The organism is Streptomyces sp. NPDC003027 (assembly GCF_053591435.1).
Map to the genome: position 1 here is coordinate 262,222 of NZ_JBSFTU010000001.1, position 25,760 is coordinate 287,981.

Annotated in this window: 25 protein-coding genes, 1 pseudogene and 1 riboswitch; of the genes and pseudogenes, 8 read left to right on the top strand and 18 right to left on the bottom strand. The window is 73.8% G+C overall.

The window, feature by feature from the left end:
* Positions 1-92: 92 nt before the first annotated feature.
* The gene (locus ACWDX6_RS01230; RefSeq protein ID WP_451482855.1) at positions 93-317 is read left to right on the top strand and encodes a hypothetical protein; all 225 of its coding nucleotides are present in this window, start codon (positions 93-95) and stop codon (positions 315-317) included.
* A 236-nt stretch (positions 318-553) separates the two neighbouring features.
* A complete protein-coding gene (locus ACWDX6_RS01235; RefSeq protein ID WP_451482856.1) occupies positions 554-847 on the top strand; it encodes a DUF2277 domain-containing protein in 294 nt (97 codons plus the stop codon).
* Here ACWDX6_RS01235 and ACWDX6_RS01240 read toward each other — a convergent pair.
* The 4 genes from ACWDX6_RS01240 to ACWDX6_RS01255 form a co-directional block, all read right to left on the bottom strand.
* Complete coding sequence (locus tag ACWDX6_RS01240) at positions 807-1,418, bottom strand: DedA family protein (protein WP_451482943.1); 612 nt, start codon at positions 1,416-1,418, stop codon at positions 807-809. The genes ACWDX6_RS01235 and ACWDX6_RS01240 overlap by 41 nt on opposite strands.
* Positions 1,419-1,669: 251 nt before the next feature.
* Entirely contained in the window at positions 1,670-2,119 is a 450-nt protein-coding gene (locus tag ACWDX6_RS01245) for a DoxX family protein (protein ID WP_451482944.1), read from the bottom strand.
* A 149-nt stretch (positions 2,120-2,268) separates the two neighbouring features.
* On the bottom strand, positions 2,269-4,038 hold the full coding sequence (locus tag ACWDX6_RS01250; RefSeq protein WP_451482857.1) for a DUF7800 domain-containing protein: 1,770 nt from the start codon (positions 4,036-4,038) through the stop codon (positions 2,269-2,271).
* A gap of 170 nt (positions 4,039-4,208) precedes the next feature.
* Positions 4,209-4,871 (bottom strand): HNH endonuclease family protein, encoded by a 663-nt coding sequence (locus ACWDX6_RS01255; RefSeq protein WP_451482858.1) that lies wholly within the window; start codon positions 4,869-4,871, stop codon positions 4,209-4,211.
* Between the two features lie 195 nt (positions 4,872-5,066).
* Here ACWDX6_RS01255 and ACWDX6_RS01260 point away from each other — a divergent pair, with 195 nt between their 5' ends.
* Positions 5,067-5,810 (top strand): ABC transporter permease, encoded by a 744-nt coding sequence (locus ACWDX6_RS01260; protein WP_451482859.1) that lies wholly within the window; start codon positions 5,067-5,069, stop codon positions 5,808-5,810.
* Positions 5,811-5,886: 76 nt separating this feature from the next.
* Here the strand turns inward: ACWDX6_RS01260 and ACWDX6_RS01265 are convergent, their stop codons facing one another.
* Complete coding sequence (locus ACWDX6_RS01265; RefSeq protein ID WP_451482860.1) at positions 5,887-6,555, bottom strand: HAD-IA family hydrolase; 669 nt, start codon at positions 6,553-6,555, stop codon at positions 5,887-5,889.
* Between the two features lie 134 nt (positions 6,556-6,689).
* On the bottom strand, positions 6,690-7,505 hold the full coding sequence (locus ACWDX6_RS01270; protein WP_451482861.1) for a peptidoglycan-binding domain-containing protein: 816 nt from the start codon (positions 7,503-7,505) through the stop codon (positions 6,690-6,692).
* A gap of 804 nt (positions 7,506-8,309) precedes the next feature.
* On the opposite strand from ACWDX6_RS01270, the gene ACWDX6_RS01275 reads away from it, so the two are divergent.
* Complete coding sequence (locus tag ACWDX6_RS01275) at positions 8,310-10,364, top strand: DHA2 family efflux MFS transporter permease subunit (RefSeq protein WP_451482862.1); 2,055 nt, start codon at positions 8,310-8,312, stop codon at positions 10,362-10,364.
* 84 nt (positions 10,365-10,448) lie between these two features.
* On the opposite strand, the gene ACWDX6_RS01280 is transcribed toward ACWDX6_RS01275, so the two are convergent.
* Both ACWDX6_RS01280 and ACWDX6_RS01285 read right to left on the bottom strand, forming a co-directional pair.
* Entirely contained in the window at positions 10,449-10,925 is a 477-nt protein-coding gene (locus ACWDX6_RS01280; RefSeq protein ID WP_451482863.1) for a GNAT family N-acetyltransferase, read from the bottom strand.
* A 70-nt stretch (positions 10,926-10,995) separates the two neighbouring features.
* Entirely contained in the window at positions 10,996-11,346 is a 351-nt protein-coding gene (locus tag ACWDX6_RS01285; RefSeq protein ID WP_451482864.1) for an antibiotic biosynthesis monooxygenase family protein, read from the bottom strand.
* 12 nt (positions 11,347-11,358) lie between these two features.
* On the opposite strand from ACWDX6_RS01285, the gene ACWDX6_RS01290 reads away from it, so the two are divergent.
* On the top strand, positions 11,359-12,462 hold the full coding sequence (locus tag ACWDX6_RS01290; protein ID WP_451482865.1) for a serpin family protein: 1,104 nt from the start codon (positions 11,359-11,361) through the stop codon (positions 12,460-12,462).
* Positions 12,463-12,490: 28 nt separating this feature from the next.
* On the opposite strand, the gene ACWDX6_RS01295 is transcribed toward ACWDX6_RS01290, so the two are convergent.
* The 10 genes and pseudogenes from ACWDX6_RS01295 to ACWDX6_RS01340 form a co-directional block, all read right to left on the bottom strand.
* Positions 12,491-13,159: an O-methyltransferase gene (locus ACWDX6_RS01295; protein WP_451482866.1), complete on the bottom strand. Its 669-nt coding sequence runs from the start codon at positions 13,157-13,159 to the stop codon at positions 12,491-12,493.
* Positions 13,156-14,214 (bottom strand): DUF2330 domain-containing protein, encoded by a 1,059-nt coding sequence (locus ACWDX6_RS01300; protein ID WP_451482867.1) that lies wholly within the window; start codon positions 14,212-14,214, stop codon positions 13,156-13,158. The genes ACWDX6_RS01295 and ACWDX6_RS01300 overlap by 4 nt, the downstream gene beginning before the upstream one ends.
* A 340-nt stretch (positions 14,215-14,554) precedes the next feature.
* The gene (locus ACWDX6_RS01305; protein ID WP_451482945.1) at positions 14,555-14,956 is read right to left on the bottom strand and encodes an aggregation-promoting factor C-terminal-like domain-containing protein; all 402 of its coding nucleotides are present in this window, start codon (positions 14,954-14,956) and stop codon (positions 14,555-14,557) included.
* 285 nt (positions 14,957-15,241) lie between these two features.
* A complete protein-coding gene (locus ACWDX6_RS01310; RefSeq protein WP_451482868.1) occupies positions 15,242-16,111 on the bottom strand; it encodes an ECF transporter S component in 870 nt (289 codons plus the stop codon).
* Positions 16,108-17,910 (bottom strand): ABC transporter ATP-binding protein, encoded by a 1,803-nt coding sequence (locus ACWDX6_RS01315; RefSeq protein WP_451482869.1) that lies wholly within the window; start codon positions 17,908-17,910, stop codon positions 16,108-16,110. Before ACWDX6_RS01315 ends, ACWDX6_RS01310 begins: the two co-directional genes overlap by 4 nt.
* Before the next feature lie 6 nt (positions 17,911-17,916).
* A complete protein-coding gene (locus tag ACWDX6_RS01320; RefSeq protein WP_451482870.1) occupies positions 17,917-19,005 on the bottom strand; it encodes an energy-coupling factor transporter transmembrane protein EcfT in 1,089 nt (362 codons plus the stop codon).
* Positions 19,002-19,721 (bottom strand): SCO2322 family protein, encoded by a 720-nt coding sequence (locus ACWDX6_RS01325; protein ID WP_451482871.1) that lies wholly within the window; start codon positions 19,719-19,721, stop codon positions 19,002-19,004. The genes ACWDX6_RS01320 and ACWDX6_RS01325 overlap by 4 nt, the downstream gene beginning before the upstream one ends.
* Positions 19,718-20,983: a prenyltransferase/squalene oxidase repeat-containing protein gene (locus ACWDX6_RS01330; protein ID WP_451482872.1), complete on the bottom strand. Its 1,266-nt coding sequence runs from the start codon at positions 20,981-20,983 to the stop codon at positions 19,718-19,720. Before ACWDX6_RS01330 ends, ACWDX6_RS01325 begins: the two co-directional genes overlap by 4 nt.
* A gap of 98 nt (positions 20,984-21,081) precedes the next feature.
* A riboswitch (cobalamin riboswitch) is annotated at positions 21,082-21,152 on the bottom strand.
* 121 nt (positions 21,153-21,273) lie between these two features.
* Positions 21,274-21,390: pseudogene (locus ACWDX6_RS01335) on the bottom strand (MBL fold metallo-hydrolase); the annotation flags it as partial.
* Positions 21,391-21,481: 91 nt separating this feature from the next.
* Positions 21,482-22,105 carry a TetR family transcriptional regulator gene (locus tag ACWDX6_RS01340; RefSeq protein ID WP_451482873.1) on the bottom strand — a complete coding sequence of 208 codons (624 nt, stop codon included), beginning with the start codon at positions 22,103-22,105 and terminating at the stop codon, positions 21,482-21,484.
* Positions 22,106-22,332: 227 nt separating this feature from the next.
* Between ACWDX6_RS01340 and ACWDX6_RS01345 the strand changes: the two genes are divergently transcribed.
* From ACWDX6_RS01345 to ACWDX6_RS01355, 3 genes are all read left to right on the top strand, one after another.
* On the top strand, positions 22,333-23,652 hold the full coding sequence (locus tag ACWDX6_RS01345; RefSeq protein WP_451482874.1) for a glycosyltransferase family 4 protein: 1,320 nt from the start codon (positions 22,333-22,335) through the stop codon (positions 23,650-23,652).
* 151 nt (positions 23,653-23,803) lie between these two features.
* A complete protein-coding gene (locus ACWDX6_RS01350; protein WP_451482875.1) occupies positions 23,804-24,568 on the top strand; it encodes a class I SAM-dependent methyltransferase in 765 nt (254 codons plus the stop codon).
* Positions 24,565-25,641: a prenyltransferase gene (locus ACWDX6_RS01355; protein WP_451482876.1), complete on the top strand. Its 1,077-nt coding sequence runs from the start codon at positions 24,565-24,567 to the stop codon at positions 25,639-25,641. Before ACWDX6_RS01350 ends, ACWDX6_RS01355 begins: the two co-directional genes overlap by 4 nt.
* Positions 25,642-25,760 lie beyond the last annotated feature (119 nt).

Consider the following 25,760-nt stretch of genomic DNA (forward strand, 5'->3'; position numbering starts at 1 on the left):
GGGACTTCTCTAGAGATACGTTGACAGTGAGGGGTCACGAGGTTTCTCTGGGTGTATCTCTAGAGACCTGGGATCCGGGACGGAGGGGTTTCGTGGAGCCACTGCCCGAGGTCGGTGACCTCGTCCGCGACACCGCCACCGGGCGGGTCGGGTTCTACGTGGACAGCGTCGCCGACCGGTTCCTCATCCGGCCCGTCAGCGGCGGCCGCGCGTGGGAGGCCGAGCCTGCCGACGTGCAGCTCGCCACGCCCCTCCGGGAGCTGCGGGCCCGCGCGGCGGAGATCAACGCCCGCAGCAGGCGCGCTCTGGGCAGCTGAGCGGCTCCGGCAGGCAGGCGACCGGCCCGCCGTGGTCGGCTGCGACCGTGGTCGGCAGGCAGCGACCGGGGTCGGCAGGCAGCGACCGGGGTCGGCAGGCAGCGACCGGGGTCGGCCGGCAGCGACCGGGGTCGGCCGGCAGCACCGTTGCCCTCGGCGGCCACTGTTGTCAGCTGACAGTCGACCGCTGTCCTCGGCAGCCGACCGTTGTCAGTGGGCCGCGTCACACTGGAGGCATGTGCCGCAGCATCAAGACCCTCCGTCCGCCCGTCCTGCCCGAAGAGGCCACCGAGGACGACATCCACGCCGCCGCCCTGCAGTACGTCCGCAAGGTCTCCGGCTTCCGTGCGCCCGCCGCGCACAACCGCGAGGTCTTCGACCGGGCCGTGGACGAGATCGCCCGCGCCACCGCCCGACTCCTCGACGGCCTCGAAGTACGTGGCGCGCACAGCGCCCATGGGGCCCACCGCGCCGCCGACCCGCCCGGGCTCAGGAAGCCGGAGCGGGAGCCGCAGCCGGACGCTGTATGACGTAGGCCGCCAGCGTTCCGGCCAGGAACAGTGCGAGGACGGAGACCCCCGCGCTGAACCAGGTCGCGCCCAGCCACTGCCCGCCCAGCCAGCCCAGGCCCACGCTGTAGCCGGCCCAGGCCACGCCCGCCAGCGCCGACCACGGAAGGAACTCCTCGATCCGGCGCTTGGTCGCGCCCGCGCCGAAGGAGACCACCGACCGGCCCGCCGGGGCGAACCGCGCGATCACCACGAGCAGACCGCCGCCCCGCGCCAGCGCCGCGCCGAGACGTTCCTGCGCGACGGTCAGCCGCCGGGACCGCGCGATGGCCCGGTCGAGCCGCGCCCCGCCCCGCCAGGCGAGCCGGTACGCCACGAAGTCGCCGAGGACCGAGGCCGCGGCCGCGCAGAGCAGCAACGGGAGTACGGAGGGCACGTCAGGGGACGCCGCCGTGGCGGTCGCCGCCGCCGTCGCGGCCGTGATCACCAGGACCCCGCTCGGCAGCACGGGCAGGAAGACGTCGAGAAGCACCGACGCCGCCACCGCCGCGTAGATCCACGGGCCCGCGGTCAGTGACCTCAGTGACCCCATGCTGTCGAGCACGTTCACAGAGCCAGAGCGTACGCGGGGCCGTGCGGGCGGTGGGGGACGGGGTCGCGCAGCGCCGCGCGTACGGCACGGGCGTCCGGGAGCCTGATCGCGTACAGGGGGTACGGCACGGGCGTCCGGGAGCCTGATCGCGTACAGGGGATACGGCGCGAGCGCTGGGGCCTGATCGCGTACGGCACAGGGGCCGGGAACCGCTCCCGCGGTCCGGCGGCCCCTGTGGCGGTGCGGAAACGTTACGCCGCGACCGGCGCGTGCTTCTCCTCGCTCCGGGGCGCCTCGGCGCCCCGGGCGCCGAACAGCCGGTCGAGGGCCAGCGCGCCCGGGCCGGTGAAGACCAGCAGCAGGAACCCCCAGCAGAAGAGCGCCGCGGTCTCGCCGCTGTTCTGCAGCGGGAAGAGCGCCTCGGGCTGGTGGACCGTGAAGTACGCGTACGCCATCGAGCCGGACGCGATGAACGCGGCGGTACGGGTGCCCAGGCCGGCCAGGACCAGGACACCGGCGACGAGCTGGATCGCGGCGGCGTACCAGCCCGGCCAGATGCCGGCTTCTATCGTGCCGCCGCCCATCGCACCGCCGAGGACGCCGAAGAGCGAGGCGGCGCCGTGGCAGGCGAAGAGCAGGCCGATGACGACGCGGAACAGCCCGAGCGCGTACGGCTGGGCCTGATCCAAGCGGGTGACCAGAGTGTTCATGGGGGGTGGGACTCCTTCGGTCTTGCCCGTTCACGGGGAACGGAGCGCGGGGGACGGAACCGATGAGGCCGTCAGGTTAGGCACCCCTCACTAGTACTTGCAAGTTCAACATTTGGCCGAGACTGTTTGTGTGACGAGCGTCACTCCTCGCCGAGCGGTCGCTCGTCGACGGTCACCAGCCGCCCCCCGCGCCGCGCCTGATCCAGCCTCAGATGCGCCTGGCGCCCCCGGAGTACCAGCGTCATCAGCTGATTCCCGAACCACGGTCCGCCGGTCCTGCGCCAGTCGATCACCGGCCGTCCCACCCGGCCGTGCCGGGCCAGCCCCCGGCCCAGGAGCCGCCCCGCGCCGCTCCAGCCGAAGCGGAAACCGAGACGTATCGAGGCCGGGACCGCGTTGTGCAGCGGGGAACAGGTCAGCTGCACCACGCGCGCCACCGGAGGCGGCGCAGGCGCGGAACCCATGGCGGGCGCCTGGGTTGCCCGCGACTCCAGCGACTCCAGCGACTCCAGCGACTCCGGCGACTCCGGCGACTCCGGCCACCGCGGTTCCGCCACGTACGCGTGGTGGACGTCCCCCGACAGCACGCAGACCGTCGCCGGCGCCTGAGGCCCGCTCCCCGCTTCCGCCAGCAGCGCCGTCAGCGCGTCGAAGGACGACGGGAACGCCGCCCAGTGCTCCAGGTCCGCGCGCTGCCGCAGAGCTTCGGCGAACCGCGCCCAGCGGCCGTCGGGTCCGCCCCGCTCGCCCCGGCACAGCGCCGTGCTCCACGCCTCCGCGTCGTGGACGAGCGGCGGCAGCAGCCAGGGCAGCGAGGTGCCGACGAGGAGATGGTCGTACGTGCCCGGGTCGGCGAGCGCCTGAGCGCGTACCCAGTCGGCCTCGGCCGGGTCGAGCATCGCGCGCGCGTCCTCCCGCAGGACGCGCGCGGCCCGCGTGTCGATCATCAGCAGCCGGGTCCGGCCGAAGTCCCTGCGGTAACTCCACCGCACCCCCGCCGGATCGGAATCCGCCTCCGACGCGAACCGCCGAAGCCGTTCGGTGCCGTCGGGCACGGCGCACACCTCCGCGTACAGAGGGTCCGCCGCCAGTTCGGCCGGGGAGAGATTGCCGAGGTGCTGGTACACCCAGTACGACATCAGCCCGCTCAGCACGCGCTCGCGCCACCAGGGCGTGCGGCGCGTCCGTGCCAGCCAGGCGGCGCTGGTGTTCCAGTCGTCGATGATGTCGTGGTCGTCGAAGATCATGCAGCTGGGGACGGTGGAGAGCAGCCAGCGGACCTCGGGGTCGCGCCAGGACTCGTCGTAGAGCCAGGTGTACTCCTCGTACTCCCCGACCTCCGCCCCCGGAGGGTCGCGGGGATCGCGGCGGGCGGCGAGCCGGCGGCGGGTGGGAGCGGAGGTCTCGTCCGCGTACACCTGGTCGCCCAGGAGCAGCAGCACGTCGGGCAGTTCGGCGGCCGAGGGCCCCGTGGCCGGGGCCGTGGCCAAGGCCGTCGACAGGACCGCCGCCAGGGTGTCGAGCGCGTCCGGGCCGACGGGGTCGCGGCCGGTCGCGGGTTTCGCCGCCCAGCGGCAGGAGCCGAAGACGACCCGGAGATCGGCGTCCGGGCCGTGGGCGGGGGTGCGGATGGTGCTCGGCGGGAAGGGCGAGCCCGGCAGGGGCCAGACGCGGCGGCCGTCGAGCAGTACCTCGTACGGTGTCGCCTTGCCCGGCGTCAGGCCGGTCACCGGGATCAGGGCGTAGTGGTGTCCGGCGATCTGGAACGTACGCGTCCGGCCGCCGGCGCCGTCCTCGCACCGGACTTCCGCCCCGCACGGGCGGTCGGCCTCGACCCACACCGTCGCGCTGTCGCCCGTCACCCCGTCCACGTACCGCAGCAGTGGTCCGAGTCTGAGTCCTGCCGCCATCGTTGATCCCCCTCCGTCGTCCCGCCGTACGGTACGGAACGACGGAGGGAGCCGGGAAGCGTTCCCCGTCCGGTCTCAGTAGCCACTCAGCAGCCGACTCAGCAGCCGACTCGGCAGCCGTCTCAGCCGCCGGCTCGGCAGTCGGCCTGACGGCCGATCCGGCGGTCGTCTCAGCAGCCGTTGAGGACGGACTGGAGGGCGCTCTTCTCGGCCGAGTCGACGCTGAGCTTCCAGTAGTACTTCACGTGCACCCACATACGGGCGTACGTGCAGCGGTACGCGGTGCGTGACGGCATCCACTCCGCCGGGTCGAGGTCGCTCTTGGCCTGGTTGACGTTGTCGGTGACCGCGATGAGCTGCGGACGGGTCAGGTCGTTGGCGAACGCCTGCCGCTGGGAGGTCGTCCAGGAGTTGGCGCCCGAGCGCCAGGCCTCGGCGAGCGCCACGACGTGGTCGATGTCGAGGTCGGACGCGGCCGTCCAGGTGGCGCCGTCGTACTCGGAGTACCAACTGCCGCTGACGGCCGCGCAGCTGGAGTCTCGCACGACGTTCACGCCGTCCCGCTCGAGGACGACCTCGCGGGTGTTGCACGCGCCCGACTGGGTGATCCAGTGGGGGAAGAGATCCCGGCTGTAGCCGCTGGAGGAACCTTCCGCCTTCACGGTGAGGGAGGCGAGGTACGTACGGGCGGTGGCGGCGCTGACCGGGGTGGGCGGGGCGGCCTGGGCGGCGGGGGCGGTGGCCAGGAGGCCGGTGAAGGCGAGGGCGGCGGTGGCGGTGAGAACGCCCGCGCGGCGGGCGATTCGACGCGCGTAGACGGTGGCGGCGAGCATGTGAACTCCCTTGAGGTGGGGGATCTTTGACCTGCCGTCCGCGGGCGGGTGCCGGGCGGCCCGGTCATCGTGGCGGCGCCAGGTTGCGGTGGGGGGTGCGCCAGGTAACAGCGTGACGACATGAGCACGTCACATCAAGGGGTGGGGAGAGGGTGACGGAACGACAGGTTCCCGCCGGGGGCCTAGGGTTGGCGCGTGCTTCTGGACGTCGATGTCACCTTCGGGGTGGTTCTCACCGTTCTGCTCGCCGTGGCCGCGGGGGTGGTGGCCGTCGCCCGGCTCGGGCGCGCCCGCGACAGCCTGGTCGCCGGCGGGCGGGCGGCCGTTCAACTCCTGGCCGTCTCCTTGGTGATCGGCTGGGTGATGCGCCATGTGCCGCTGCTGCTGGGGTTCCTGCTGCTGATGTACGGCGTCGCGGTGTGGACGGCCGGGCGGCGGATCGTCCCCGCGCCGGGGCGCGGCTGGTGGTGGGCCGGGGTGCCCCTCGGGGCGGGTGTGGCGCCGGTCGTGGGGGCGCTCGTGCTCACCGGGCTCGTACCGGTGCGCGGCGTGGCGCTCATCCCCGTGACGGGCATCCTCATCGGCGGGGCGCTGACGGCCACGGTGCTCGCGGGGCGGCGCGCGCTCGACGAACTGGAGACGCGGCGAGGCGAGGTGGAGGCGGGGCTCGCGCTCGGTCTCCAGGCACGGGAGGCCCGTCTGGAGGTGGCCCGGCAGGCGGCCTCGGACGCGCTGCTCCCTGGGCTCGACCAGACGAGGACGGTGGGTCTGGTGACGTTGCCCGGCGCGTTCGTGGGGATGCTGCTGGGCGGCGCGTCCCCGTGGGAGGCGGGGGCGGTGCAGCTGTTCGTCCTGGTGGCCCTGATGGTGGTCCAGGCGGTGGCGACCGCGGTGGCCCTGGAACTGGTGGCGCGGGGGCGACTGGCGCGAGGGGAGTGACGGGCGGGCGCGTGTCGGCGCCAGGAGGGGGCGGGCGGGGCCGGCGCGGGTGGTGGGCGCGGGCCCGCGAGGTGGCTTACGCCAGGAACGTCAGCCGGATCGTGCCGGCCGCGTCCGCGGTGACCCGCAGGGAGGTCAGGTCCTCGACGTGGACGTCCGGGGCGAAGGCGGCCGCTCGCGGGCCCACGCCGACCACCCGCATGCCCGCCGCGCGGCCCGCCTGGATACCGGCCTCGGAGTCCTCGAAGACCACGCAGTCCGCCGGGTCGAAGCCCAGTTCCGCCGCACCCTTGAGGAAGCCCTCCGGGTCCGGCTTGCTCGCGCCGACACACTCCGCAGTGACCCGGGTCTCCGGCATCCGCAGCGCCGCGGCGCCCATCCGGGCCCGGGCGAGGGCCGCGTCGGCCGAGGTCACCAGCGCGTGCGGCAGGGCGGCTATCGCGTCCATGAAGGCGGGGGCGCCGGGGATCGGCACGACACCGTCCAGGTCGGCGGTCTCCTCGGCCAGCATCACGCGGTTGTCCGCGTGGTTCTCCTCCATGGGCCGGTCGGGAAGGAGGACGGCCATCGTCGCGTACCCCTGGCGGCCGTGGACGACCTTGAGTGCCTGCTCCGGGTCGAGTCCGTGGCGCACGGCCCACCGGCGCCAGCAGCGCTCGACGACCGCGTCCGAGTTGACGAGGGTGCCGTCCATGTCGAGGAGCAGGGCGCGAGCGGTGAGCGTTGCCGGGGTGGTGGCGTGCATCGAGGGTCTCCGAAGGGGGTGGGAGAAAACGAAGTGGACCCGCTCACCGGTCAGGGAGTGCGAGCGGGGCCACTTTGTTCCTCCACGATACAAAACGAGATGCCGGCGCGCCACCCCGTCCCGCATGACGGAACTCACCCGCGCGTGTCGGCCTCCAGGGCGCGGCGCGTGTGGGGCCCGTACACGCCCTCCGGGTCCTCCGGGATGTACTTGTACGACTGGTAGCGCGCGACGGCGACCTCGACGTCCCTGTCGTACACGCCGTCCGCCCGGCCTTCGTACAGCCCCACCTGGCGCAGGCGCTTCTGGAGCTCCCTGACCTCGGCCCCGCTGTCCCCGCGGCGCAGGGTCGGCTCGTCGGTGGTCCGGGTCGGAGCGACGGCCGGGGCGGTGCCGCTCCGGCTCGTCGACGGCGACGGCGGCGGTGGCCCGGCCGCACCGGTGGAGGCGGCCGTCGCGGTCCCCGAGCCGGCGGCCGGGGCCGAGGCCGAAGAGGCCGTCGTCCGCGCGGACGGTGAGGCGGTGGGGGAGGGGGACGTGGCCGGGGTGGAGGTCGAGGAGGACGGGGACGGTGCTTCGGAGACGGCGACGTTCTCGGACGCGCTCGTGGTGACGGTGGGCACGGCCGCCCGGTCCTCGGTCTCGCCGTCACCGTCGAGGAGCCCGGCGGCGAGGGCCGCCGTGCCGATCACGGCGACGGCGACGGCCGCCGCCAGCGCGACGAGCGCGCCGCGCCGACGGGTGGCGGGCAGCTCGGGCCGGTCGTCGTCCCCGAAGCCGTCCGCGAGCCGCCCGTGGGCGGCCGGATCACCGACGACCCCGCGCAGCAGCAGCGTCATCGTCTCGGACGGGTCGGTGGGGTACGCCTCCTGCGGCGCCGGGGCGGGAGCGGGGGCGGGAGCGGCTGCCGGGGTGGGCGCGGGGCCGGGCGGCGGCGCCGGAACGATCACGGCAAGCGGCGTGGTCCGCTCCGAAGGCGACTCCGGCGACTGCGGTGACTGCGGTGACTGCGGCGAATGTGGCGACTGCGGTGACTGCGGTGACTCAAGCCTCACCGAAGCGACCGGCGCACCCCCGAGCGGCCCCGCGCCGCCCGGTATCGGGCCGGCTAGTACCGGTCCGCCGTCCGGCCCCGGCCCCGGCACGGCCCGCTGCGGCGGGAGTGCCCCTGCGCCGCCCGGTACCGGTCCGCCCGCCCCCGGCGCGGCCTGCTGCGGCGGGAGCGGCATCGCGCTCGTCCGCCGCGGCGCCGGGTCAGCCGGTATCGGCCCGACCGGCCCCAGCCCCGTCCGTTCCGGCGGGAGCGGTCCCGCCCCGACCGCCACAGGCCCGACCGGCCCGGTGCCGGCCGCCACAGGCCCGACCGGCCCCGCCCCCGCGTTCGCCGGGCCCGCTTCCGCTGCCGTATCCCGTACTCCCTGCGGCGGAACCGGAGCGGCCCCGTATCCCGCAGCCCCCGCAGCCCCCGCCGGTCGTGCCGGCGGCGGCTCCAGTGTCACGTACGGGCGAATCCGCAACGGGTCGAAGTCCTCCGCCGCCGCGATCTCCGCCTGGGCGCAGCCGCAGCCCGGTCTCCGTGCACCGCATTCAGGACAGACGTGTCCGAGCACCGTGGGTTCCCTCCCCAGTTCAACTGCGAGCGATTATGCAGGCCGCCTCACACCTCCACCTGAACAGCCGTTCTCCTCGGCAGGCCATAACCGGACATAGCAATCAGGATGGGGGGTACTGAGGACCCTCGGAGGTAAGTGCCCATGGCCCAGGACGTACGCACGCCGGACGTCGGCGGCGGCCCCGCGCCGGGAGAGGGGCTGAGCCACCGCACCGTCGTCGTCGCGATCGGTGCGCTGCTGCTCGGCATGCTGCTCGCCGCGCTCGACCAGACCATCGTCTCCACCGCCCTGCCGACCATCGTCAGCGAACTCGGCGGCATGGAACATCTGTCGTGGGTCGTCACCGCCTACATGCTGGCGTCGACCGCCGCCACCCCGCTGTGGGGCAAGCTCGGCGACCAGTACGGCCGCAAGAAGCTCTTCCAGGCCGCCATCGTCATCTTCCTCCTCGGCTCCGCCCTCTGCGGCATCGCCCAGAACATGCCGCAGCTCATCGCCTTCCGCGGCGTCCAGGGCCTCGGCGGCGGCGGACTCATGGTCCTGTCGATGGCGATCGTCGGCGACCTCGTCTCCCCACGGGAACGCGGAAAGTACCAGGGTCTCTTCGGCGCCGTCTTCGGTGCCACGAGCGTCCTCGGACCCCTCCTGGGAGGGCTGTTCACCGAGCATCTCTCCTGGCGCTGGGTCTTCTACATCAACCTGCCCATCGGCGTGGTGGCCCTCTTCGTGATCGCCGCCGTGCTGCACATCCCGGCCCGCGGCACCCGCCACACCATCGACTACCTCGGCACCTTCCTCATCGCCTCCGTGGCCACCTGCCTGGTCCTGGTGGCCTCGCTCGGCGGCACCACCTGGGCGTGGGGCTCCCCGCAGATCATCGGGCTCGCGGTCCTCGGAGCCGTACTCCTGGCCTGGTTCGTGTACGTCGAGAAGCGCGCCGTCGAGCCCGTCCTGCCCCTGAAGCTGTTCCGGATCAGGACCTTCACCCTCGTCTCGGTCATCAGCTTCGTCATCGGCTTCGCGATGTTCGGCGCGATGACCTATCTGCCGACCTTCCTCCAAGTGGTCCAGGGCGTCACCCCGACGATGTCCGGTGTCCACATGCTGCCGATGGTCCTCGGCATGCTCATCACCTCCACGGCGTCCGGCCAGATCGTCTCCCGCACCGGCCGCTGGAAGGTCTTCCCCATCGCCGGAACGGCCCTCACCGCCCTCGGGCTGCTCCTCCTCAACGAGCTGACCGAGACCAGCTCCACCTGGGCGATGAGCGTCTACTTCTTCGTCTTCGGAGCCGGCCTCGGCCTGGTCATGCAGGTCCTCGTGCTCGTCGTGCAGAACGCCGTCTCCTACCGGGACCTGGGCGTCGCCACCTCCGGCGCCACGTTCTTCCGCTCCATCGGAGCCTCCTTCGGCGTCGCCATCTTCGGCACGATCTTCACCAACCGGCTCACCCACAAGCTCGACGACGCCCTCGCCGGACAGAACGTGCCGCCCGGAACCGGTCCCGACCAGCTGGCCGCCGACCCGCGCGCCATCGCCGCCCTCCCGCCCGGGCTGCGCCCCTCCGTCCTGCACGCGTACGCCACCTCGATCACCGACGTGTTCCTCTACGCGGCGCCGGTCGTCGTCATCGCCTTCGTGGTCGCCTGGTTCCTGAAGGAGGACAAGCTGCGCGGTTCCGTCACCGCCCCCGACCCCAGCCAGACCCTGGCCTCCAACCCGGTGGAGCGCTCCTCGTACGACGAGTGCGCCCGCGCCCTGTCGGTGCTCGGCTCCCGCGAGGGACGCAAGGCGATCTACGAGAAGATCACCGCGAAGGCGGGGCTCGACCTGCTGCCCGCGTCGAGCTGGCTGTTGCTGCGGATCCGCCGCCACGGCACCGTCGAGCCCGCCCGGCTGGCCGAGACCACGCCAGTACCGCTGCGGTTCATCACCGAGGCGGCCCGTGAGGTCGAGGGGCGACGGCTGGCCCGCCGTGAGGGACTGCAACTGATGCTCACGGACGAGGGGGTCGAGACGGCGGCCAGGCTGGCCAAGGCGCGCGAGGAGTCGCTGGCGGAGCTGCTCGGGGACTGGTGGGGGCCGGAGCGGCCCACGGATCTGGTGAAACTGGTGGAGGAGCTGACGGCCGAACTGAGCGGCTCGGACGCGGAACGGCCGCACGCGCCCGCGCCGCCCCGCGACCACCACGCCTGACGGCGCCTGTCCCAGGGAGCCCCTTGCCGCAGGGCCCGGGCCGCCGCCTGCCACCCGCCGCGCCCGCGCCCCCACGGCGCCCGTCTACAGCTCCTTGCCGTACCAGATGTCCATGTACGGACCCTCGCAGTAAGCGGGTATCTCCGCGTACCCGTGCCGGGTGTACAGCGTGCGCGCCTCGATGAGATCGAGACGGGTGTTGAGGACCATCCGGCGCGCCCCCAGCTCGCGGGCGGCCGTCTCCAGCCCGCCGAGGAGAAGCCCCGCACCGCCGTTGCCGCGGAACGAGGGCCGGATGTACACGCGCGTCAGCTCGGCGCGCTCCTCGTCCAGCATCAGTACCCCGCCGCAGGCGGCAGGCTCGTCCGCGAAGCTACCGACCAGGAACCCGCCCGTCGGCGGAGTCAGCAGCTCCACGCCGTCGTTGGTCAGGCCCTCGTCGATCTCCGCCGCGGTCGAGGGCCGCTTCCAGTAGCGGCTCGCGACCTCGTCGTAGTAGTCGCGGCGAAGGGCGGTGGCGGCCGGAGTGTCGACGCGCTCGGGGGAGAAGTTCCAGGTCATGGCGCCATTGTGGGTGGTGCGGGTCCGGCCGCGCCTCCCCTTTGCGGCCGCGGCCGATGGCCTGCGCGGGCTACTTCGCAGACGCCTGCTGGACGACCTCGAACGACCACAGCGTGGAGCCGGTCGCCGCGGGCTTCGGGCGCTCTCCGCCGCCCTCGCCCGGGCCACCGCCCTCGCCACCACCCGAAGTGCCCTGGTGGGCGGCCTTCATGGAACCGTTCATCCAGTTCTGGAAGTCCTCCTCGCTGCGCCAGCGGGTGTACACCAGGTACTGGTCGGTACCCTCCACGGGGCGCAGCAGCTCGAACCACTCGAAGCCGTCGGAGCCCTCCACGGCCCCGGCCCGCGAGGCGAAGCGCTGTTCCAGCACCTCACGCTGCTCGGCCGGCACGGTCAGGACATTGATCTTCACGATGCTCATGGGGGGCAGGATATGGCCGGCGCGGAACTGGCGACGCATACGGATGCCATTCGGGCGCTCGCCGCGCGGTGGCTGCCCCGGCTGGGCGACGACGACTTCGTCTGCTCGCCGGCCGGCCTGTGGCTGGGCCTCGCGGCCGTCGCCTCCGGCGCCCGTACCCGGACAGCCGAGGAGCTGCGGGAGCTGCTCGGCGTCGAGGGCGAGGCGGCCGCCGAGACGGTGACCGCTGCGGTACGGCGGCTGGCGCGGACCGACGGGCTCGCGGTGGCTACCGGCGTGTGGAGCAGGGTGCCGGTGCTGCCCGCCTTCCGCCGGGGGCTGCCCGGCGTCGGCTTCGGCACCCTGGCCGACGGGACCGCGCAGAGCGCGCTCGACTCCTGGGTGGCGCGGGCCACCGGCGGCCTGATCGACCGGCTGCCGCTCGACCTGGACGGCTCCGAGGACCTGGTGCTGGTCGACGCCCTCGCGCTCCGGGCGTCCTGGCTCACGGCGTTCCCGGTCGCGGGGACGCGGGACGAACCGTTCACGGACGGGCGCGGCGCCACCACCTCCGTACCGACCATGCACCGGCGGATCCCGGCGTCGTGGGCGTGGCGGGTCGGCGGGGCGACCGTCGTCGAGCTGCCGTGCGCGGGCGAGGAAGGCGGCGCCGTGCGGGTGCGGTTCGTCCTCGGCGCGGACGGCGACGGCCCCGCCGAGGCGCTGGCGGCCGCCTGGGCGGGGGTTGGGGCGCGCGAGCGGCTGAGGGCCGACGGTGTGGAACTCGCCCTGCCGCGCTTCTCGTTGCGTACGAGGACCGATGTGTACGAGCAGCTGCCCGCGCTCGGCATCACCCGGGCCGTCCGCCCGGACGCCGACTTCTCCGGCCTCTCGGCGCACGGGCTCTTTCTCGCCAAGGTCGTTCAGGAGGCCCTCGTCGAGATCGCGGAGCAGGGGGTGGAGGCCGCCGCGGTCACGGTCGTCGCCATGTCCCGCAGCGCCGCCTCGCCCCGGCGGGAGGTGGTCGAGAAGATCGCCTTCGACCGTCCCTTCGGCGTCGTGGTGCTGGACGCCTCGGGCGAGGTGCCGCTCTTCACCGGCTGGCGATCGAGCGCTCCCGCCGCGACGAGGCCCTGAGGGGCGCCTGCCGACCGGGCGCCGGCCCCTACCCCACCACGCGGGCCAGGAGCAGGCCGTCGTAGCCCTTGGTGCCCACCGTCTGGACGGCGGTCGCGTCCAGGCGGGGCTCGCGCGAGACGAGTTCGATCATCTCGCGGGTGCCGGTGATCGCCGCGTCGTCCGGGTGCGCGACGGCGACCTTCCCGCCCCGCACCACGTTGTCGACGATGATCAGCGCGCCCGGGCGGGAGAGCTTCAGCGCCCAGGAGACGTAGTGGGCGTTGTTCGCCTTGTCGGCGTCGATGAAGACGAGGTCGAACGGGCCCGTGCCCTCCGCCTCCAGCCGCGGGAGGGTGTCCAGGGCCGCGCCCGTGCGGACCTCGACCTTCTTGTCGAGGCCGGCGCGGGCGATGTTGGCGCGGGCCACGTCGGCGTGGGCCGGGTTGTACTCCAGGGTGATCAGCCTGCCGTCGGCGGGCAGGGCGCGGGCCAGCCAGATCGTGCTGTAGCCGCCGAGCGTGCCGATCTCCAGGATCGTGCGCGCGCCCAGCGTCGTGGCGAGCAGGTTCAGCAGCTTGCCCTGGTTGGGGGCGACGGCGATCTCCGGCAGCCCGGCGGCCGTGGAGTCCGCGAGGGCGGCGGCGAGCGCCTCGTCGGCCGGGGCGAGCAGATCGGTGAAGTAGCGGTCGACACTGGTCCATTGGTCGTTGGTCATACGGCCGAACGTACCCCGGCGCGCTGCCGCCGTACCCGTACCGCCACGGCTGTCGCGACGCCCGCCATCAGGACGCCGGACACCGTCAGGAGCCAGACCGGGATGCCGCCGACCGTGAGCAGCCGGTCCGTGTGGACGATCTCCCGGTAGGGGGTGTCGGAGACCGTCCGCAGCTCGTGGTCGCCGTCGATCCGCGAGGGTTCGGGGAACTCCTGGTCGAGGGCGGTGAGATAGACCCGGCCCGCGCCGCCGGCCAGGCCGGCGACCGCGCCCTCCGGTTCGATCGGGCCCGCGAACCGCACCTCGGGCCGCGCCCCGCCGATGGTGCCTCGCGGCTCCATGCGGTGGTCCGCGAGCACGTACAGGCCGAGGGACTGGGGCGTCTTCGCCAGCCGGGAGAGCCGCATCGGGTAGACGAGCGTGTCGCTGGTGAAACGGATCTTCAAGGGGTCGAGCTCGCCTCGCAGCACCGTTCCCTCGTCGTCGGGTGCGAGGCGCACGGCGACGTACTCCCACTCCTTCTCGACGTACGGCTTCAGTTCGGTCGCCAGCCGGTCGGAGAGCTCGAAGCCGTTCTGTTCCAGCCAGCCGCTGAGCGCCTTCGGGTCCGTCGCGGTCAGCCGCGCCACGTCGAAGGGGCCGAGCCGCTCGCGTCCGACGACGCCGACGTCGGCGGCGCTCGCGCCGGGCGGGGCGGCGCCCGCGCCGTCCAGGTCGCGGTCGGCGAAGGGCCAGTCGTCCCCGCGAGGCCAGAAGTAGTACCGGTCCCTGTACTCGGGCCGGGTGAGCCGTTCGAGCTCGTCGAAGAGCGCGCCGTCGCCCAGTGCGACGTCGGCCCGGCTCGGTACGGGCATGATCCAGGCGGCCCGCTCGGCGTTCCCGCGCACGGTGAAGCGCATGACGATCTCTTCCGTACGGCCGTCCCAGCGCACGGCCGAGGTCTCCCGGTCCACGCCGATGCGCTGGGCGCGGTCGGAGACCATGGCTCCGCAGCCGCAGGCGTACGCCGGGGCCACGAGTGAGCCGAGCTGGAGCGCCAGCAGCGCGACGATCATGGCCAGAATTCTGTGTTTCCCCCGCATGCGAGGTCAGACGCGACGCACACAGGTCCGGTTCCGCGGCCCGAAACGCCCCGACGCCGCAGCGCGGGAGCGGGGGCCGGGCGTGGGATCAGCTCGATCTCCGGGCGTTCGAAGACCTCGGGGTCGTTGTCCTACGGACAAGGAGTCCGCGCTGATCACCATGTGCGCGGGCGGGGCGCTGGCCACCGGCACCATCATCCGGCGGTTGCAAGGGCTGTAGTGGTTGCAGGGCTTCGGGGCCGGGTGGCCGGAGAACGCGGCCGGCCCCGCACCTCCGGAAGGAGGGCGGGGCCGTGCGGAAGGCGGCTGTCTCTTAGTACCAGCCGTTGGCCTGCCAGAACGCCCAGGCGGCGTTCGGGCTGCCGTAGCGCTCGTTCATGTAGTTCAGGCCCCACTTGATCTGCGTGGCCGGGTTGGTCTTCCAGTCGGAGCCGGCCGAGGCCATCTTCGTGGCCGGCAGGGCCTGGACCAGGCCGTAGGCGCCGCTGGAGGAGTTGGTCGCGGTGTGGTTCCAGCCGGACTCGTGCGACACGATCTTGCTGAACGCCTGGTACTGCGAAGCAGGGACGATCTGCTTGGCAATCTCCTGCGGGGTCGCGGCCGAGGCCGAGGCCGTCGTGCCCAGCACCGCGCCCGAGGCGCCCAGCAGCACGGCTGCGGAGGCGGCGAAGGTCTTCTTGCGGGCGGAGACACGAGTGGCGATGGAGCGGAACAACGTAGACACCTAACGTCGGGAACATGGTCTTCGCCGGGCGTTTCAGGCAAGCCGGAACCAGAGCCCGGGAATCCGGGAACCGTGAGGAATCGGCCTGTCCGAGGAGCTGCGCTGAGCGCCGGCTGCCTGGCGACGTCCACCAGACAAGCAGGCTCGGCAGGCCGTGGCAACGACCCCGTGTACTACCGCCCATCGCACTCCCGGCGAACGGCCCGGGACCCATAGTCCGGGCCTTTTCACAGGTCAAGCGCCTATATGGGGTGATATGGGTGGTGTGTCCATCTCCTATTCCGGGCCGTACGTGACGTAGGTCCTGTGGGGCGCCTCACCGTCCGGGGGCCTGCGAGCGGCCTCGAATGTGACCTGGGCCTCGAAGTTCGCGCGTCGGGTGGCCCGCCGCAACGCCTTGAGAAGGGGGCCGCCGACGGTCAGCGTGAGGACGACGGTCAGCGCGGCCCGGCCCAGGTCCCAGCCGAGCGAGGTCGCCAGGACGTACGCGGCGAACCGCGCCAGGTTCTCCCCCAGCGGATCACCCGGCTGGAACGAGACGCCCGAGGCCAGACCGGGGACGAGCACCCAGCCGTACAGGTTCATGACCGTGCCGTACGCGAACGCCGCCAGGAACCCGTACAGCGACAGCATCAGCAGCTCGCCGCGGCCGCGGAGGCGGTCCGCGCCCGGCAGCAGCCCGGCGCCCATCGTGAACCACCCCATCGACAGCATCTGGAACGGCATCCAGGGCCCCACACCGCCCGTGAGCAGGGCGGACGCGAACATCGTCATCGAGCCGAGGACGAAGCCGAAGCCCGGCCCGAGGACCCGGCCGCTGAGGACCATCAGGAAGAACATGGGCTCCAGACCGGCGGTACCGGCGCCCAGGGGGCGCAGGGCCGCCCCCACGGCGGCCAGCACTCCCAGCATCGCGACCGCCTTCGCGTCCAGGCCGCCGTCGGCGATGGTCGCCACGACCACGGCGACGAGAAGCGGGAGCAGGGCGGCGAAGAGCCAGGGCGCGTCGGCGGAGTGCGAGCCGACGGCCGAGCCGGAGTCGGCGAGCAGCGGCCAGCCGAACGCGATGACACCGACGACGGAGATCAGGACGAGGGCGGCGATCGAGCGGGGACCGAGACGGATCGGCCGCGACGACGTGCTCACAGGTCCGCCAGGTGCGGGGCGACCTGCTCGACCGTGAGCCAGGGCTGCGGGGCGAGGATCTTCGCGACCTGCGGGGAGAAGGCGGGGGAGGAGACGACGACCTCGGCGGTCGGCCCGTCGGCGACGACCTCGCCGCCCGCGAGGATCACCACCCGGTGCGCCAGCTCGGCGGCCAGCTCCACGTCGTGCGTGGCGAGGACGATGGCGTGCCCCTCGGCGGCGAGTGTGCGCAGGTGGGCGACGAGACGGGCCTTCGCGGCGTAGTCGAGCCCCCGGGTCGGCTCGTCGAGGAGGAGGAGCGGGGGGCGCCCGGTGAGGACGACGGCGAGGGCGAGCGCGAGGCGCTGCCCCTCGGACAGGTCACGCGGGTGCGTGTCGTCCGCGACCCCCGGAAGGAGCTCGGACACCAGGGCCCGGCAGGTCCCCGGCCGGACGCCCGCGTCCAGGTCGGCGGCGGCGCACTCGGCGGCGACCGTGTCGGCGTACAGCAGGTCACGCGGCTCCTGCGGTACGAGAGCGACCTGGCGGATCAGCTCGCGCGGGTCGGTCCGGTGCGGGACGCGCCCACCGACGAGGACGGCCCCGGAGGTCGGCGCGACCATGCCGACGAGGGAGCCGAGCAGCGTGGACTTCCCGGCGCCGTTACGGCCCATGAGGGCGACGGTCTCTCCGGCGTCGAGGCGGAGGTCCACGCGCCGCAGGGCCTCCACGCGGCCGCGCCGGACGCCGAGGGCGTGGACCTCGACGAGGTGGTCGGTCGCGACGGGGCCGTCCGGCCGTCGCCGCAGCCGGGGCAGTCTCAGCCGCGTCGGCGTTCGAGGCGCGGGGGTCGGAGGGCGGAGCCCCCGGCTACGGGAAGGGGCGGGGTGGGGGAGAAGCCCCACGGGGCCCGTCCCCGGCTCCCGGTCCGTGCCCGGCTCTCGGCCGGTCCCCGGCTCCCGGTCCGCCCCCGGCTCTCGGCTAGTCCCCGGCTCCCGGTCCGTTCCCGGCTCCCGGCCCGCCAGGGCCTCCCGCAACGCGCCCGCACGCCGTCGCGCGTCCCGGACCGTCAGCGGCAACGGGGACCACCCCGCCAGGCGGCCCAGCTGGACCACCGGCGGGCAGACCGGTGAGACGGCCATGATGTCCGCCGGCGGGCCCATCGCCCCCTCCGGCAGCAGAAGCACCTGGTCCGCGTACTGCACCACCCGCTCCAGGCGGTGCTCGGCCATCAGGACCGTCGTCCCCAGGTCGTGGACCAGGCGCTGCAGCACCGCGAGGACGTCCTCCGCCGCCGCCGGGTCGAGCGCGGACGTCGGCTCGTCGAGTACCAGGACCTTCGGGTGCGGAGTCAGCACCGAGCCGATCGCCACCCGCTGCCGCTGGCCGCCCGACAGCGTGGCGATCGGACGGTCGCGCAGCTCCGCCAGGCCCAGCAGGTCGAGCGTCTCCTCCACCCGGCGCCGCATCACCCCCGGCGCCAGGCCCAGGGACTCCATCCCGTACGCCAGCTCGTCCTCGACCGTGTCCGTGACGAAGTGCGCGAGCGGGTCCTGGCCCACCGTGCCGACGACGTCGGCCAGTTCACGCGGCTTGTGCGTCCGTGTGTCGCGGCCCGCGACCGTGACCCGGCCTGTCAGCGTCCCGCCCGTGAAGTGCGGGACGAGTCCGGACACCGCGCCGAGCAGCGTCGACTTCCCGACCCCGGAGGGGCCGACGAGGAGGACCAGTTCGCCCTCGGGGACGGTCAGGTCCACCTCCCGAAGGGTGGGCGCGTCGGCGTCCGCGTACGTCACCGAGACGTTCTCGAAGCGGATCACGGGATCTCAGGACTCCTTGGGGGCGGGGGCGACGAACGCGGGCACCAGGCCCACCAGTACGGAGAGGGCGGGCCATACGGGCAGCTGCGGCGCCACCAGCGGGACCACCCCGGGGTGCAGCGCCTCGGGCGCGTACGCGTTCGCCGCGATCACGAGCGCCGCGACCGCCGCACCCGAGCCGGCGACCAGCCAGGCCCGGACCCCCCACCGGTCGGGCCGGTACCGGGTCCGGACCGTCCGCCGCCCGCCGAGCCACAGCCCTGCCACGGCGGCGACGAGACCGGCGCCCACCAGCGGCAGCCCGTACCCCGCGCCCTCCGCCGCCAGCAGCCCGTACGAACCGGCGCACACCCCGAGCAGCCCGCCCAGCGTCAGCACGTTCGTCGTCCGCCGCACGGCCGCCGGGACCCGCGCCGTACGGCCGTACCCGCGCGCGTCCATCGACGCCGCCACCGCGACCGAGCGTTCCAACGCCCCCTCCAGCACCGGCAGTCCGATCTGGAGCACCGCCTTCACGCCCCCCGTCGGGCGGCCCCGCAGCCGCCGCGCCGTGCGCAGCCGCGCCACGTCCGCGACCATGTTCGGGGCGAACGTCATCGCCACCACGACGGCGACCCCGGCCTCGTACAGCGCGCCGGGCAGCGACTTGAGGAGCCGGGCCGGGTTGGCGAGCGCGTTCGCCGCGCCCACACAGATCAGCAGGGTCGCCAGCTTCGCCCCGTCGTACACCGCGTGGACCAGCTGCTCGGCGGTGACCCGGCCCCCGATCCGTACTCCTTGGGCCCAGTCGGGCAGCGGCACCCGGGGCAGCGCGAACAGCTCGTGCGTACCCGGGATCGGAGAGCCGAGCACGAGCGAGAAGACCACCCGCAGCACCACCACGAACAGGCCGAGCTTCACGAACGCCGCGTACGAGCGCGCCCAGGGCGCGTCGGTGCGGCGCGCCGCGACGACATAGCCCGCGACGCCGACGATCAGACCGAGGAGCAGCGGGTTGGTGGTACGGGAGGCGGCCACGGCCAGACCGAGCGCCCAGAGCCACCAGGCGCCCGCGTGCAGGGCGTTGGAACGGTTCGCCTCGGGGGCCGGGATCATGTGCGGCGGCGGGCCTTCCAGACCGCCGCGCCACCGAGTACGAGCACGGCCGCTCCGCCCGCGACGATCCCGACGGACGGGCCGCCGCCGCCCTCGCCGTCACTCGCGGCGGTCGGGTCGGTCGGGGTGGTCGGCGCGGTCTGGGGCGTGGACGCGGAAGGCCGTGCCTGTCCGGCGGACGGCGCCGTCCCCGCCACCTGCTCGCCGCAGCCCTTCGCGGGGTAGCCGGAGATCCCGCACAGCAGCGCCGCGCTGTCGTACCGCAGCGGCTTCGCCACCGCCGCCAGCGCCTCCGCGCTCGTCGCGTCGTCCCGTACCTGCGCGCAGCCCGTCCTGACCGGCGGGTCCGGCGGCGTCTCGCCCGGCGGGGCGTCCCGCGGACCGCCGAAGTCCACGACGACCGCCACCCGCTTGGTGCCGGCCTTCCCCTCCGTACCGGCGCAGATCGACGCGAAGTCGGGGGCGGCGGACGGCGGGGCGGCGTCGTTCGCGTCCTCGCTGACCGCGAAGCGGAAACCGATCGCGTCGCCGTCGGCGGGGACCGCGGTCGCCGGGCCCTGCGTGCCGTAGGCCCACCGGCCGCCGCCCTGGCTCTCCCAGAACGACCAGTAGCGGTATCCGGCGGCCTCGGCGGGGACGGCGACGGCCAGGGTCAGGACGGCGGCCGCGACGGCGGTGGTGGCGGAAGCCGCGGCCCGGCGCAGCCGCGTCCTCACTTCTTGCGGCCGCTCAGCAGGAAGCCGATGCCGACACCGACGACCATGCCGATGCCGATGATCCACCAGAGGTCGAAGGAGCCGGAGTCCGCGCTCTCCTCGTCCTCGTCGCTCGCCGGCGCGGCGGCCGAGGGAGCGGACTGCGGCGCGGGGCCGGTGGCGCCCAGCCCCTTGAGGAGGTCGGCCGAGCCGAAGGCGCGCGGGTCGACGCCCATCGCGTTGGAGGCGAAGATCAGCTGGGCGTAGGCGGCCGGGCCGTTCTCCTTCGCCCAGGCGGCGGAGTTCTGCTGGAGCCAGGCCAGCGCCCCGGCGGCCTCCTTCGTCGCGCCGCTCGCGGCGAGCGCGACGACGGCGTCGGCCGTGTTGCCGAAGTCGGGCAGCTCGGACGGGTTCGCGGCGCCAGGCATCGGCGGCGTGTTCAGGTGGCCGGTCTTCGCGAGCGCCCCGGCCAGATAGGAGGCGCCGTTGAGGGCGGCCCGCTCGATCGTGGGCTCGGGCAGGTCGGTGCAGGTGGGGGTCTGCGCGGGCTTCACGCCGCGCGCGGTGAGGCCCTTGCCGAGTCCGGCGAGCGTGGCGGCCGCGGTGGCGTCGGCGTTGGCGAGCAGCTTGCCGGACTTGTCCGGCTGGTAGGCGAACGCGCCCGCGCCGTCCTTCGCGGCACAGGGGATCGCGAAGCCGAGCAGCGCGTCGTACGGAGTCCTGCCCTCGGCGGACTTCACCTCGCCGGGCTTCTCGCCGAGGGCGGCGAGCGCGCCGATCACCAGGGAGGTGGAGTTGGCGTCGCTGGGGCTGCCGGGGTTGTAGCCCCAGCCGCCGTCCTTGTTCTGGACGCCCTTCAGCCAGCCGGCGCCCGCCTGGGCGGCCTTGGCCAGCCGATCGGGGTCGGCGCTGTCGCGCTTGACGCCGGCGAGGGCCTGCACGGCGGCGGCGGTGGCGTTGGTGTCCAGCATCGTGGCCGGGGTGCAGGGCTTGGCGGGATCCGGGCGGTACGAGGGGAAGGCGCCGCTGCCGCACTGCTGCCGCAGCAGCCAGGTCACGGACTTCTCGGCGGGCTGGACGCCGTTGGTCCGCTGGGCGATGAAGGCGAGCGACTGGCGCCAGACACCGTCGTACGTCGGGTCCTTCGTGCCGTAGAGCCCGGAGGGGATCACGGGCGCGGGGGTGGGCGAAGGGGAAGGCGCGGCGGATGCGACGGAAGCCGTTCCGGTGCAGAGCAGCGCGGCGGCTGCGAACGCGGCGGCGCCGCGGCGGACGGTGGTCATGCGTGCTGTGCCTCTCCTGCGGGCCGGGCACAGGCACGCTCGGGGCACCAGGCTCGGCTCCGTATTCCTCGACGGTGCCGGCGGTCACGTCCCGGGCGGGGCATTCCGACTCACCACGCGGAGGCGGCTCACGGCTGCGGGTCAGTGCCGGATTCGCACCGGCTTCCCCCCGTACGGGCATGATGACGACTCGCACACTCTACCGGGCCGTACCCCGGACGGCCGGTGGGTGCGAGGCGCCTCACACCGCGCCCGGCGCGAGCCCTCCGGCGCCCCGGGGACGGCCGGCGGACCGCCGCGTACGCCACCGGGTCCGTGCCCGGCACGGCCTCCGCGCGGCCCGGCTTCACCAGCCGGCGCACACGCGCCTCGGCCTCGCCGACCGCGATGTTCCGCGGGGAGCGCGGCCGGTGCCGTCAGGTGGACCAGCCGACCGGCCGACCGGCCGACCGGCGGACCGAACGGGCCCGCCGGGCCCGCCCGGCGCGGTCGGTTCGATCAGCCGGCGGTCCGGGCGGGCCCGGCCGGCGCGGTCAGGTCGATCAGCCGGGAGACCGTCTCGATGTCTGTCTTCACCTGGGCGATCGAGGCGCGGCCCGACAGCCAGGTGATCAGCGCCGAGTGCCAGGTGTGCTCGATCACCCGCACCGCGGACAGCTGCTCCGGCGTGGGGTGCTCCGCCCCCATCGCGTCCAGGATGATCGCCGTCGTCAGCCGCGACACCGTGTCCACCTCGGGGCTCACGCTCCGGTCCGCGAAGGTCAGCGCCCGGACCATCGCGTCCGCCAGCTGCGGCTCCCGCTGGAGCGCCCGGAACGCCCGCATCAGCGTCTCCGCCACCCGCTCCGCCGCACTGTCGCCCGCGGGCGGCCGCTTCCGCAGGGTCGTGCGCAAGTGCTGGAGCTGGTCCTGCATCGTCGCGACCAGCAGATGGATCTTGGAAGGGAAGTAGCGGTACAGCGTCCCGAGCGCCACCCCGGCCGCCTCGGCGACCTCGCGCATCTGTACGGCGTCGAAGCCGCCCCGCCCGGCCAGCTGCGCGGTGGCGTGCAGGATCCGGCGGCGACGCGCCTCCTGGCGCTCTGTCAGGGGCGGCGAGGCGGGTCTGTCTTCCGCGGTCATGGAGTCCCGTTCCGTGCGGACCGCCGAGCGCGACGGCGGTGGGGGAGCGACAGTGTGGCGGGGTGCCCGCCGTGGCGCGAATCACCTGACGCGGCTCCTGCGGGGGGCCTACCTGCCGGTAGATTCAGTGCACCTCGGACGATCAACAGCGATCAAGTCTGTAACTTGTTCTAGATTAGCGCGAGCGGTTACGCTCCCGCGAAACGCACGCTCGAAGGGGGCAGCGAGTGACCGCTGAGGCCATAGAGTCAGGCCCCCGCCAGGGCGTCACCGACGACGGTGACCGTCCGTTGCGGATCGCTCTCCTCACGTACAAGGGCAACCCGTTCTGCGGCGGCCAGGGCGTCTACGTCCGGCACCTCTCCCGCGAGCTCGCCCGGCTCGGCCACAGCGTCGAGGTCATCGGCTCGCAGCCGTACCCCGTCCTGGACGAGGGCGTCCCGCTCACCGAGCTCGCCAGCCTCGACCTCTACCGCTCGCCGGACCCCTTCCGGACCCCCGGGCGCGACGAGTACCGCGACTGGATCGACGCCCTCGAAGTCGCCACCATGTGGACCGGCGGCTTCCCGGAGCCGCTCACCTTCTCCCTGCGCGCCCGGCGCATGCTCGCCGCCCGCCGCGGCGACTTCGACGTCGTCCACGACAACCAGACGCTCGGCTACGGGCTGCTCGGCGACCTCGGCGCGCCCCTCGTCACCACGATCCACCACCCCATCACCGTCGACCGGCAGCTCGAACTCGACGCCGCCGCCGACTGGAAGCGCCGCGCCTCCGTACGCCGCTGGTACGCCTTCACGCGGATGCAGAAGCGGGTCGCCCGCCGGCTGCCGTCCGTGCTGACCGTCTCCGGCACCTCCCGGCAGGAGATCGTCGACCACCTCGGCGTACGCGACGACCGCATCCGGGTCGTCCACATCGGCGCCGACACCGCCCTGTGGTCACCGGACCCCTCGGTTGCCGAGGTCCCCGGCCGGATCGTCACCACGTCCAGCGCCGACGTGCCGCTCAAGGGCCTCGTCCACCTCGTCGAGGCGCTCGCCAAACTCCGTACCGAGAACCCGGCCGCCCACCTCGTCGTCGTCGGCAGGCGCGCCGAGGACGGTCCGGTCGCCCAGGCCATCGAGCGGTACGGACTCACGGACGCCGTCGAGTTCGTCAAGGGCATCACCGACGCCGAACTCGTCGACCTCGTGCGCTCGGCCCAGGTGTCCTGCGTGCCGTCGCTGTACGAAGGGTTCTCGCTGCCCGCCGCCGAGGCCATGGCCACCGGGACCCCGCTCGTCGCCACCACCGGCGGCGCGATCCCCGAGGTCGCGGGACGTGACGGCGAGACCTGTCTCGCGGTTCCCCCGGGCGACGCGGACGCGCTGGCCACCGCCCTCGGCCGGATGCTCGGCGGTCCGGAGCTGCGGGCCCGTCTCGGCGCCGCCGGACGCGCCCGGGTCCTGGCCCGCTTCACCTGGGCGCGTGCCGCCCAGGGCACCGCCGAGCTGTACCGGGAGGCGATCGCCGCGCAGGGTGCCGGGGTGCGCGGGGGCGCCCGGTGACGCCTCGTCCCGTTCGCCGGGTGCGGCCCGGTGGTCCGGTCGCGCCCAGCCTCCCCCGAGCTCTCGGCCGCGTTCGATCAGGGAGCACCCCCATCGCCCGGCGGGACGATCGCCCACAATCTCCCGTCAACACCGAAAGCAGGACGACCCCGTGCTGACCGTCGACTTCACCCGCTTCCCGCTCGCCCCCGGCGACCGCGTGCTCGACCTGGGCTGCGGTGCGGGCCGGCACGCCTTCGAGTGCTACCGGCGCGGCGCCCAGGTCGTCGCCCTCGACCGGAACGGCGAGGAGATCCGCGAGGTCGCCACGTGGTTCGCCGCGATGAAGGAGGCCGGCGAGGCCCCCGCCGGCGCGACCGCCACCGCGATGGAGGGCGACGCGCTCAACCTGCCCTTCCCCGACGAGTCCTTCGACGTCGTCATCATCTCCGAGGTCATGGAGCACATCCCGGACGACAAGGGCGTGCTCGCCGAGATGGTCCGCGTCCTGAAGCCCGGCGGCCGGATCGCGATCACCGTCCCGCGCTACGGCCCCGAGAAGGTCTGCTGGGCGCTGTCCGACGCCTACCACGAGGTCGAGGGCGGCCACATCCGCATCTACAAGGCCGACGAACTCCTGTCCAAGATCCGCCAGGCGGGCCTCAGGCCGTACGGCACCCACCACGCGCACGCCCTGCACTCGCCGTACTGGTGGCTGAAGTGCGCCTTCGGAGTGGGCAGGGACGGTAAAGACGCAGCGCTGCCGGTCCGCGCGTACCACAAGCTCCTGGTCTGGGACATCATGAAGAAGCCCGCCCTGACCCGGGTCGCCGAGCAGCTGCTCAACCCGGTCGTCGGCAAGAGCTTCGTGGCGTACGCGACCAAGCCGCACCTGCCGAAGGCCACCTCCGGAACCTCCGCGGACGTCGCCAAGTGACCTCTCCGGAGCGCATCGCCGAACACCTCCTCCTGCCCGGGGTCCTCACCGCGGAGCAGGCCGCCGAGACCGTCGCCGGGATCCTCGCCGTCCAGCGGGAGGACGGGGCGATCCCCTGGTTCCGGGGCCACCACCTCGATCCGTGGGACCACACCGAGGCCGCCATGGCCCTGGACGCGGCCGGCGAGCACGCCGCCGCCGCGCGGGCCTACGAGTGGCTCGCCCGGCACCAGAACCCCGACGGCTCCTGGTACGCCGCCTACCAGGACGGCGACCCGGCCGACGTCACCGACCCGGGCCGGGAGACCAACTTCGTCGCGTACGTCGCCGTCGGCGTCTGGCACCACTACCTCTCGACCGGCGACGACTCCTTCCTCGACCGGATGTGGCCCGTCGTCTACGCCGCCGTCGAGTTCGTCCTCGCCCTCCAGCGCCCCGGCGGCCAGATCGGCTGGAAGCGCGAGCCCGACGGCACCCCCGTCGAGGACGCCCTGCTCACCGGCAGCTCCTCCATCCACCAGGCGCTGCGCTGCGCGCTCGCCATCGCCGAGGAACGGGAGGAGCCCCAGCCCGACTGGGAGCTGGCGGCGGGCGCCCTCGGCCACGCGATCCGCAGCCACCCCGAGCGCTTCCTCGACAAGTCCCGCTACTCCATGGACTGGTACTACCCCGTCCTCGGCGGCGCCCTGACCGGCGCCGGGGCCAAGGCCCGGATCGACGCGCACTGGGACGACTTCGTGGTCCCGGGCCTCGGTGTGCGGTGCGTCCTGCCCAACCCGTGGGTCACCGGCGGCGAGAGCTGCGAACTCGCCCTCGCCCTGTGGGCGATGGGCGAGTCCGACCGCGCCCTGGAGATCCTCCAGTCCATCCAGCACCTGCGCGCCGAGGGCGGCATGTACTGGACGGGGTACGTCTTCGAGGGCAACCGGGCCGTATGGCCCGAGGAGCTCACCGCCTGGACGGCCGGGTCGCTGCTGCTCGCGGTGGCGGCCCTGGGCGGCGACGAGGCGACGGTCGCCGTCTTCGGCGGCGAACGGCTGCCGAGGGGCCTGGAGCCGGACTGCTGCGGGTGAACGGCCTGCGAGTCCGGTGACTTGAAGCCGGGCTGCTGCGGGTGAACGGCCTGCGAGTCCGGTGACCTGGAGCCGGGCTGCTGCGGGTGAACGGCCTGCGAGTCCGGTGACCTGGAGCC

What these genes read in the sequence shown, in the direction of transcription:
- ACWDX6_RS01275 (WP_451482862.1), top strand. Translation starts at nt 8,310, where the DNA reads ATGGCCCAGGACGTACGCACGCCGGACGTCGGCGGCGGCCCCGCGCCG.
- ACWDX6_RS01340 (WP_451482873.1), bottom strand. Translation starts at nt 22,105, where the DNA reads ATGACCGCGGAAGACAGACCCGCCTCGCCGCCCCTGACAGAGCGCCAG.
- ACWDX6_RS01290 (WP_451482865.1), top strand. Translation starts at nt 11,359, where the DNA reads ATGGCCGGCGCGGAACTGGCGACGCATACGGATGCCATTCGGGCGCTC.
- ACWDX6_RS01285 (WP_451482864.1), bottom strand. Translation starts at nt 11,346, where the DNA reads ATGAGCATCGTGAAGATCAATGTCCTGACCGTGCCGGCCGAGCAGCGT.
- ACWDX6_RS01250 (WP_451482857.1), bottom strand. Translation starts at nt 4,038, where the DNA reads ATGGCGGCAGGACTCAGACTCGGACCACTGCTGCGGTACGTGGACGGG.
- ACWDX6_RS01320 (WP_451482870.1), bottom strand. Translation starts at nt 19,005, where the DNA reads ATGATCCCGGCCCCCGAGGCGAACCGTTCCAACGCCCTGCACGCGGGC.
- ACWDX6_RS01255 (WP_451482858.1), bottom strand. Translation starts at nt 4,871, where the DNA reads ATGCTCGCCGCCACCGTCTACGCGCGTCGAATCGCCCGCCGCGCGGGC.
- ACWDX6_RS01265 (WP_451482860.1), bottom strand. Translation starts at nt 6,555, where the DNA reads ATGCACGCCACCACCCCGGCAACGCTCACCGCTCGCGCCCTGCTCCTC.
- ACWDX6_RS01280 (WP_451482863.1), bottom strand. Translation starts at nt 10,925, where the DNA reads ATGACCTGGAACTTCTCCCCCGAGCGCGTCGACACTCCGGCCGCCACC.
- ACWDX6_RS01295 (WP_451482866.1), bottom strand. Translation starts at nt 13,159, where the DNA reads ATGACCAACGACCAATGGACCAGTGTCGACCGCTACTTCACCGATCTG.
- ACWDX6_RS01235 (WP_451482856.1), top strand. Translation starts at nt 554, where the DNA reads ATGTGCCGCAGCATCAAGACCCTCCGTCCGCCCGTCCTGCCCGAAGAG.
- ACWDX6_RS01330 (WP_451482872.1), bottom strand. Translation starts at nt 20,983, where the DNA reads ATGACCACCGTCCGCCGCGGCGCCGCCGCGTTCGCAGCCGCCGCGCTG.
- ACWDX6_RS01240 (WP_451482943.1), bottom strand. Translation starts at nt 1,418, where the DNA reads ATGGGGTCACTGAGGTCACTGACCGCGGGCCCGTGGATCTACGCGGCG.
- ACWDX6_RS01300 (WP_451482867.1), bottom strand. Translation starts at nt 14,214, where the DNA reads ATGATCGTCGCGCTGCTGGCGCTCCAGCTCGGCTCACTCGTGGCCCCG.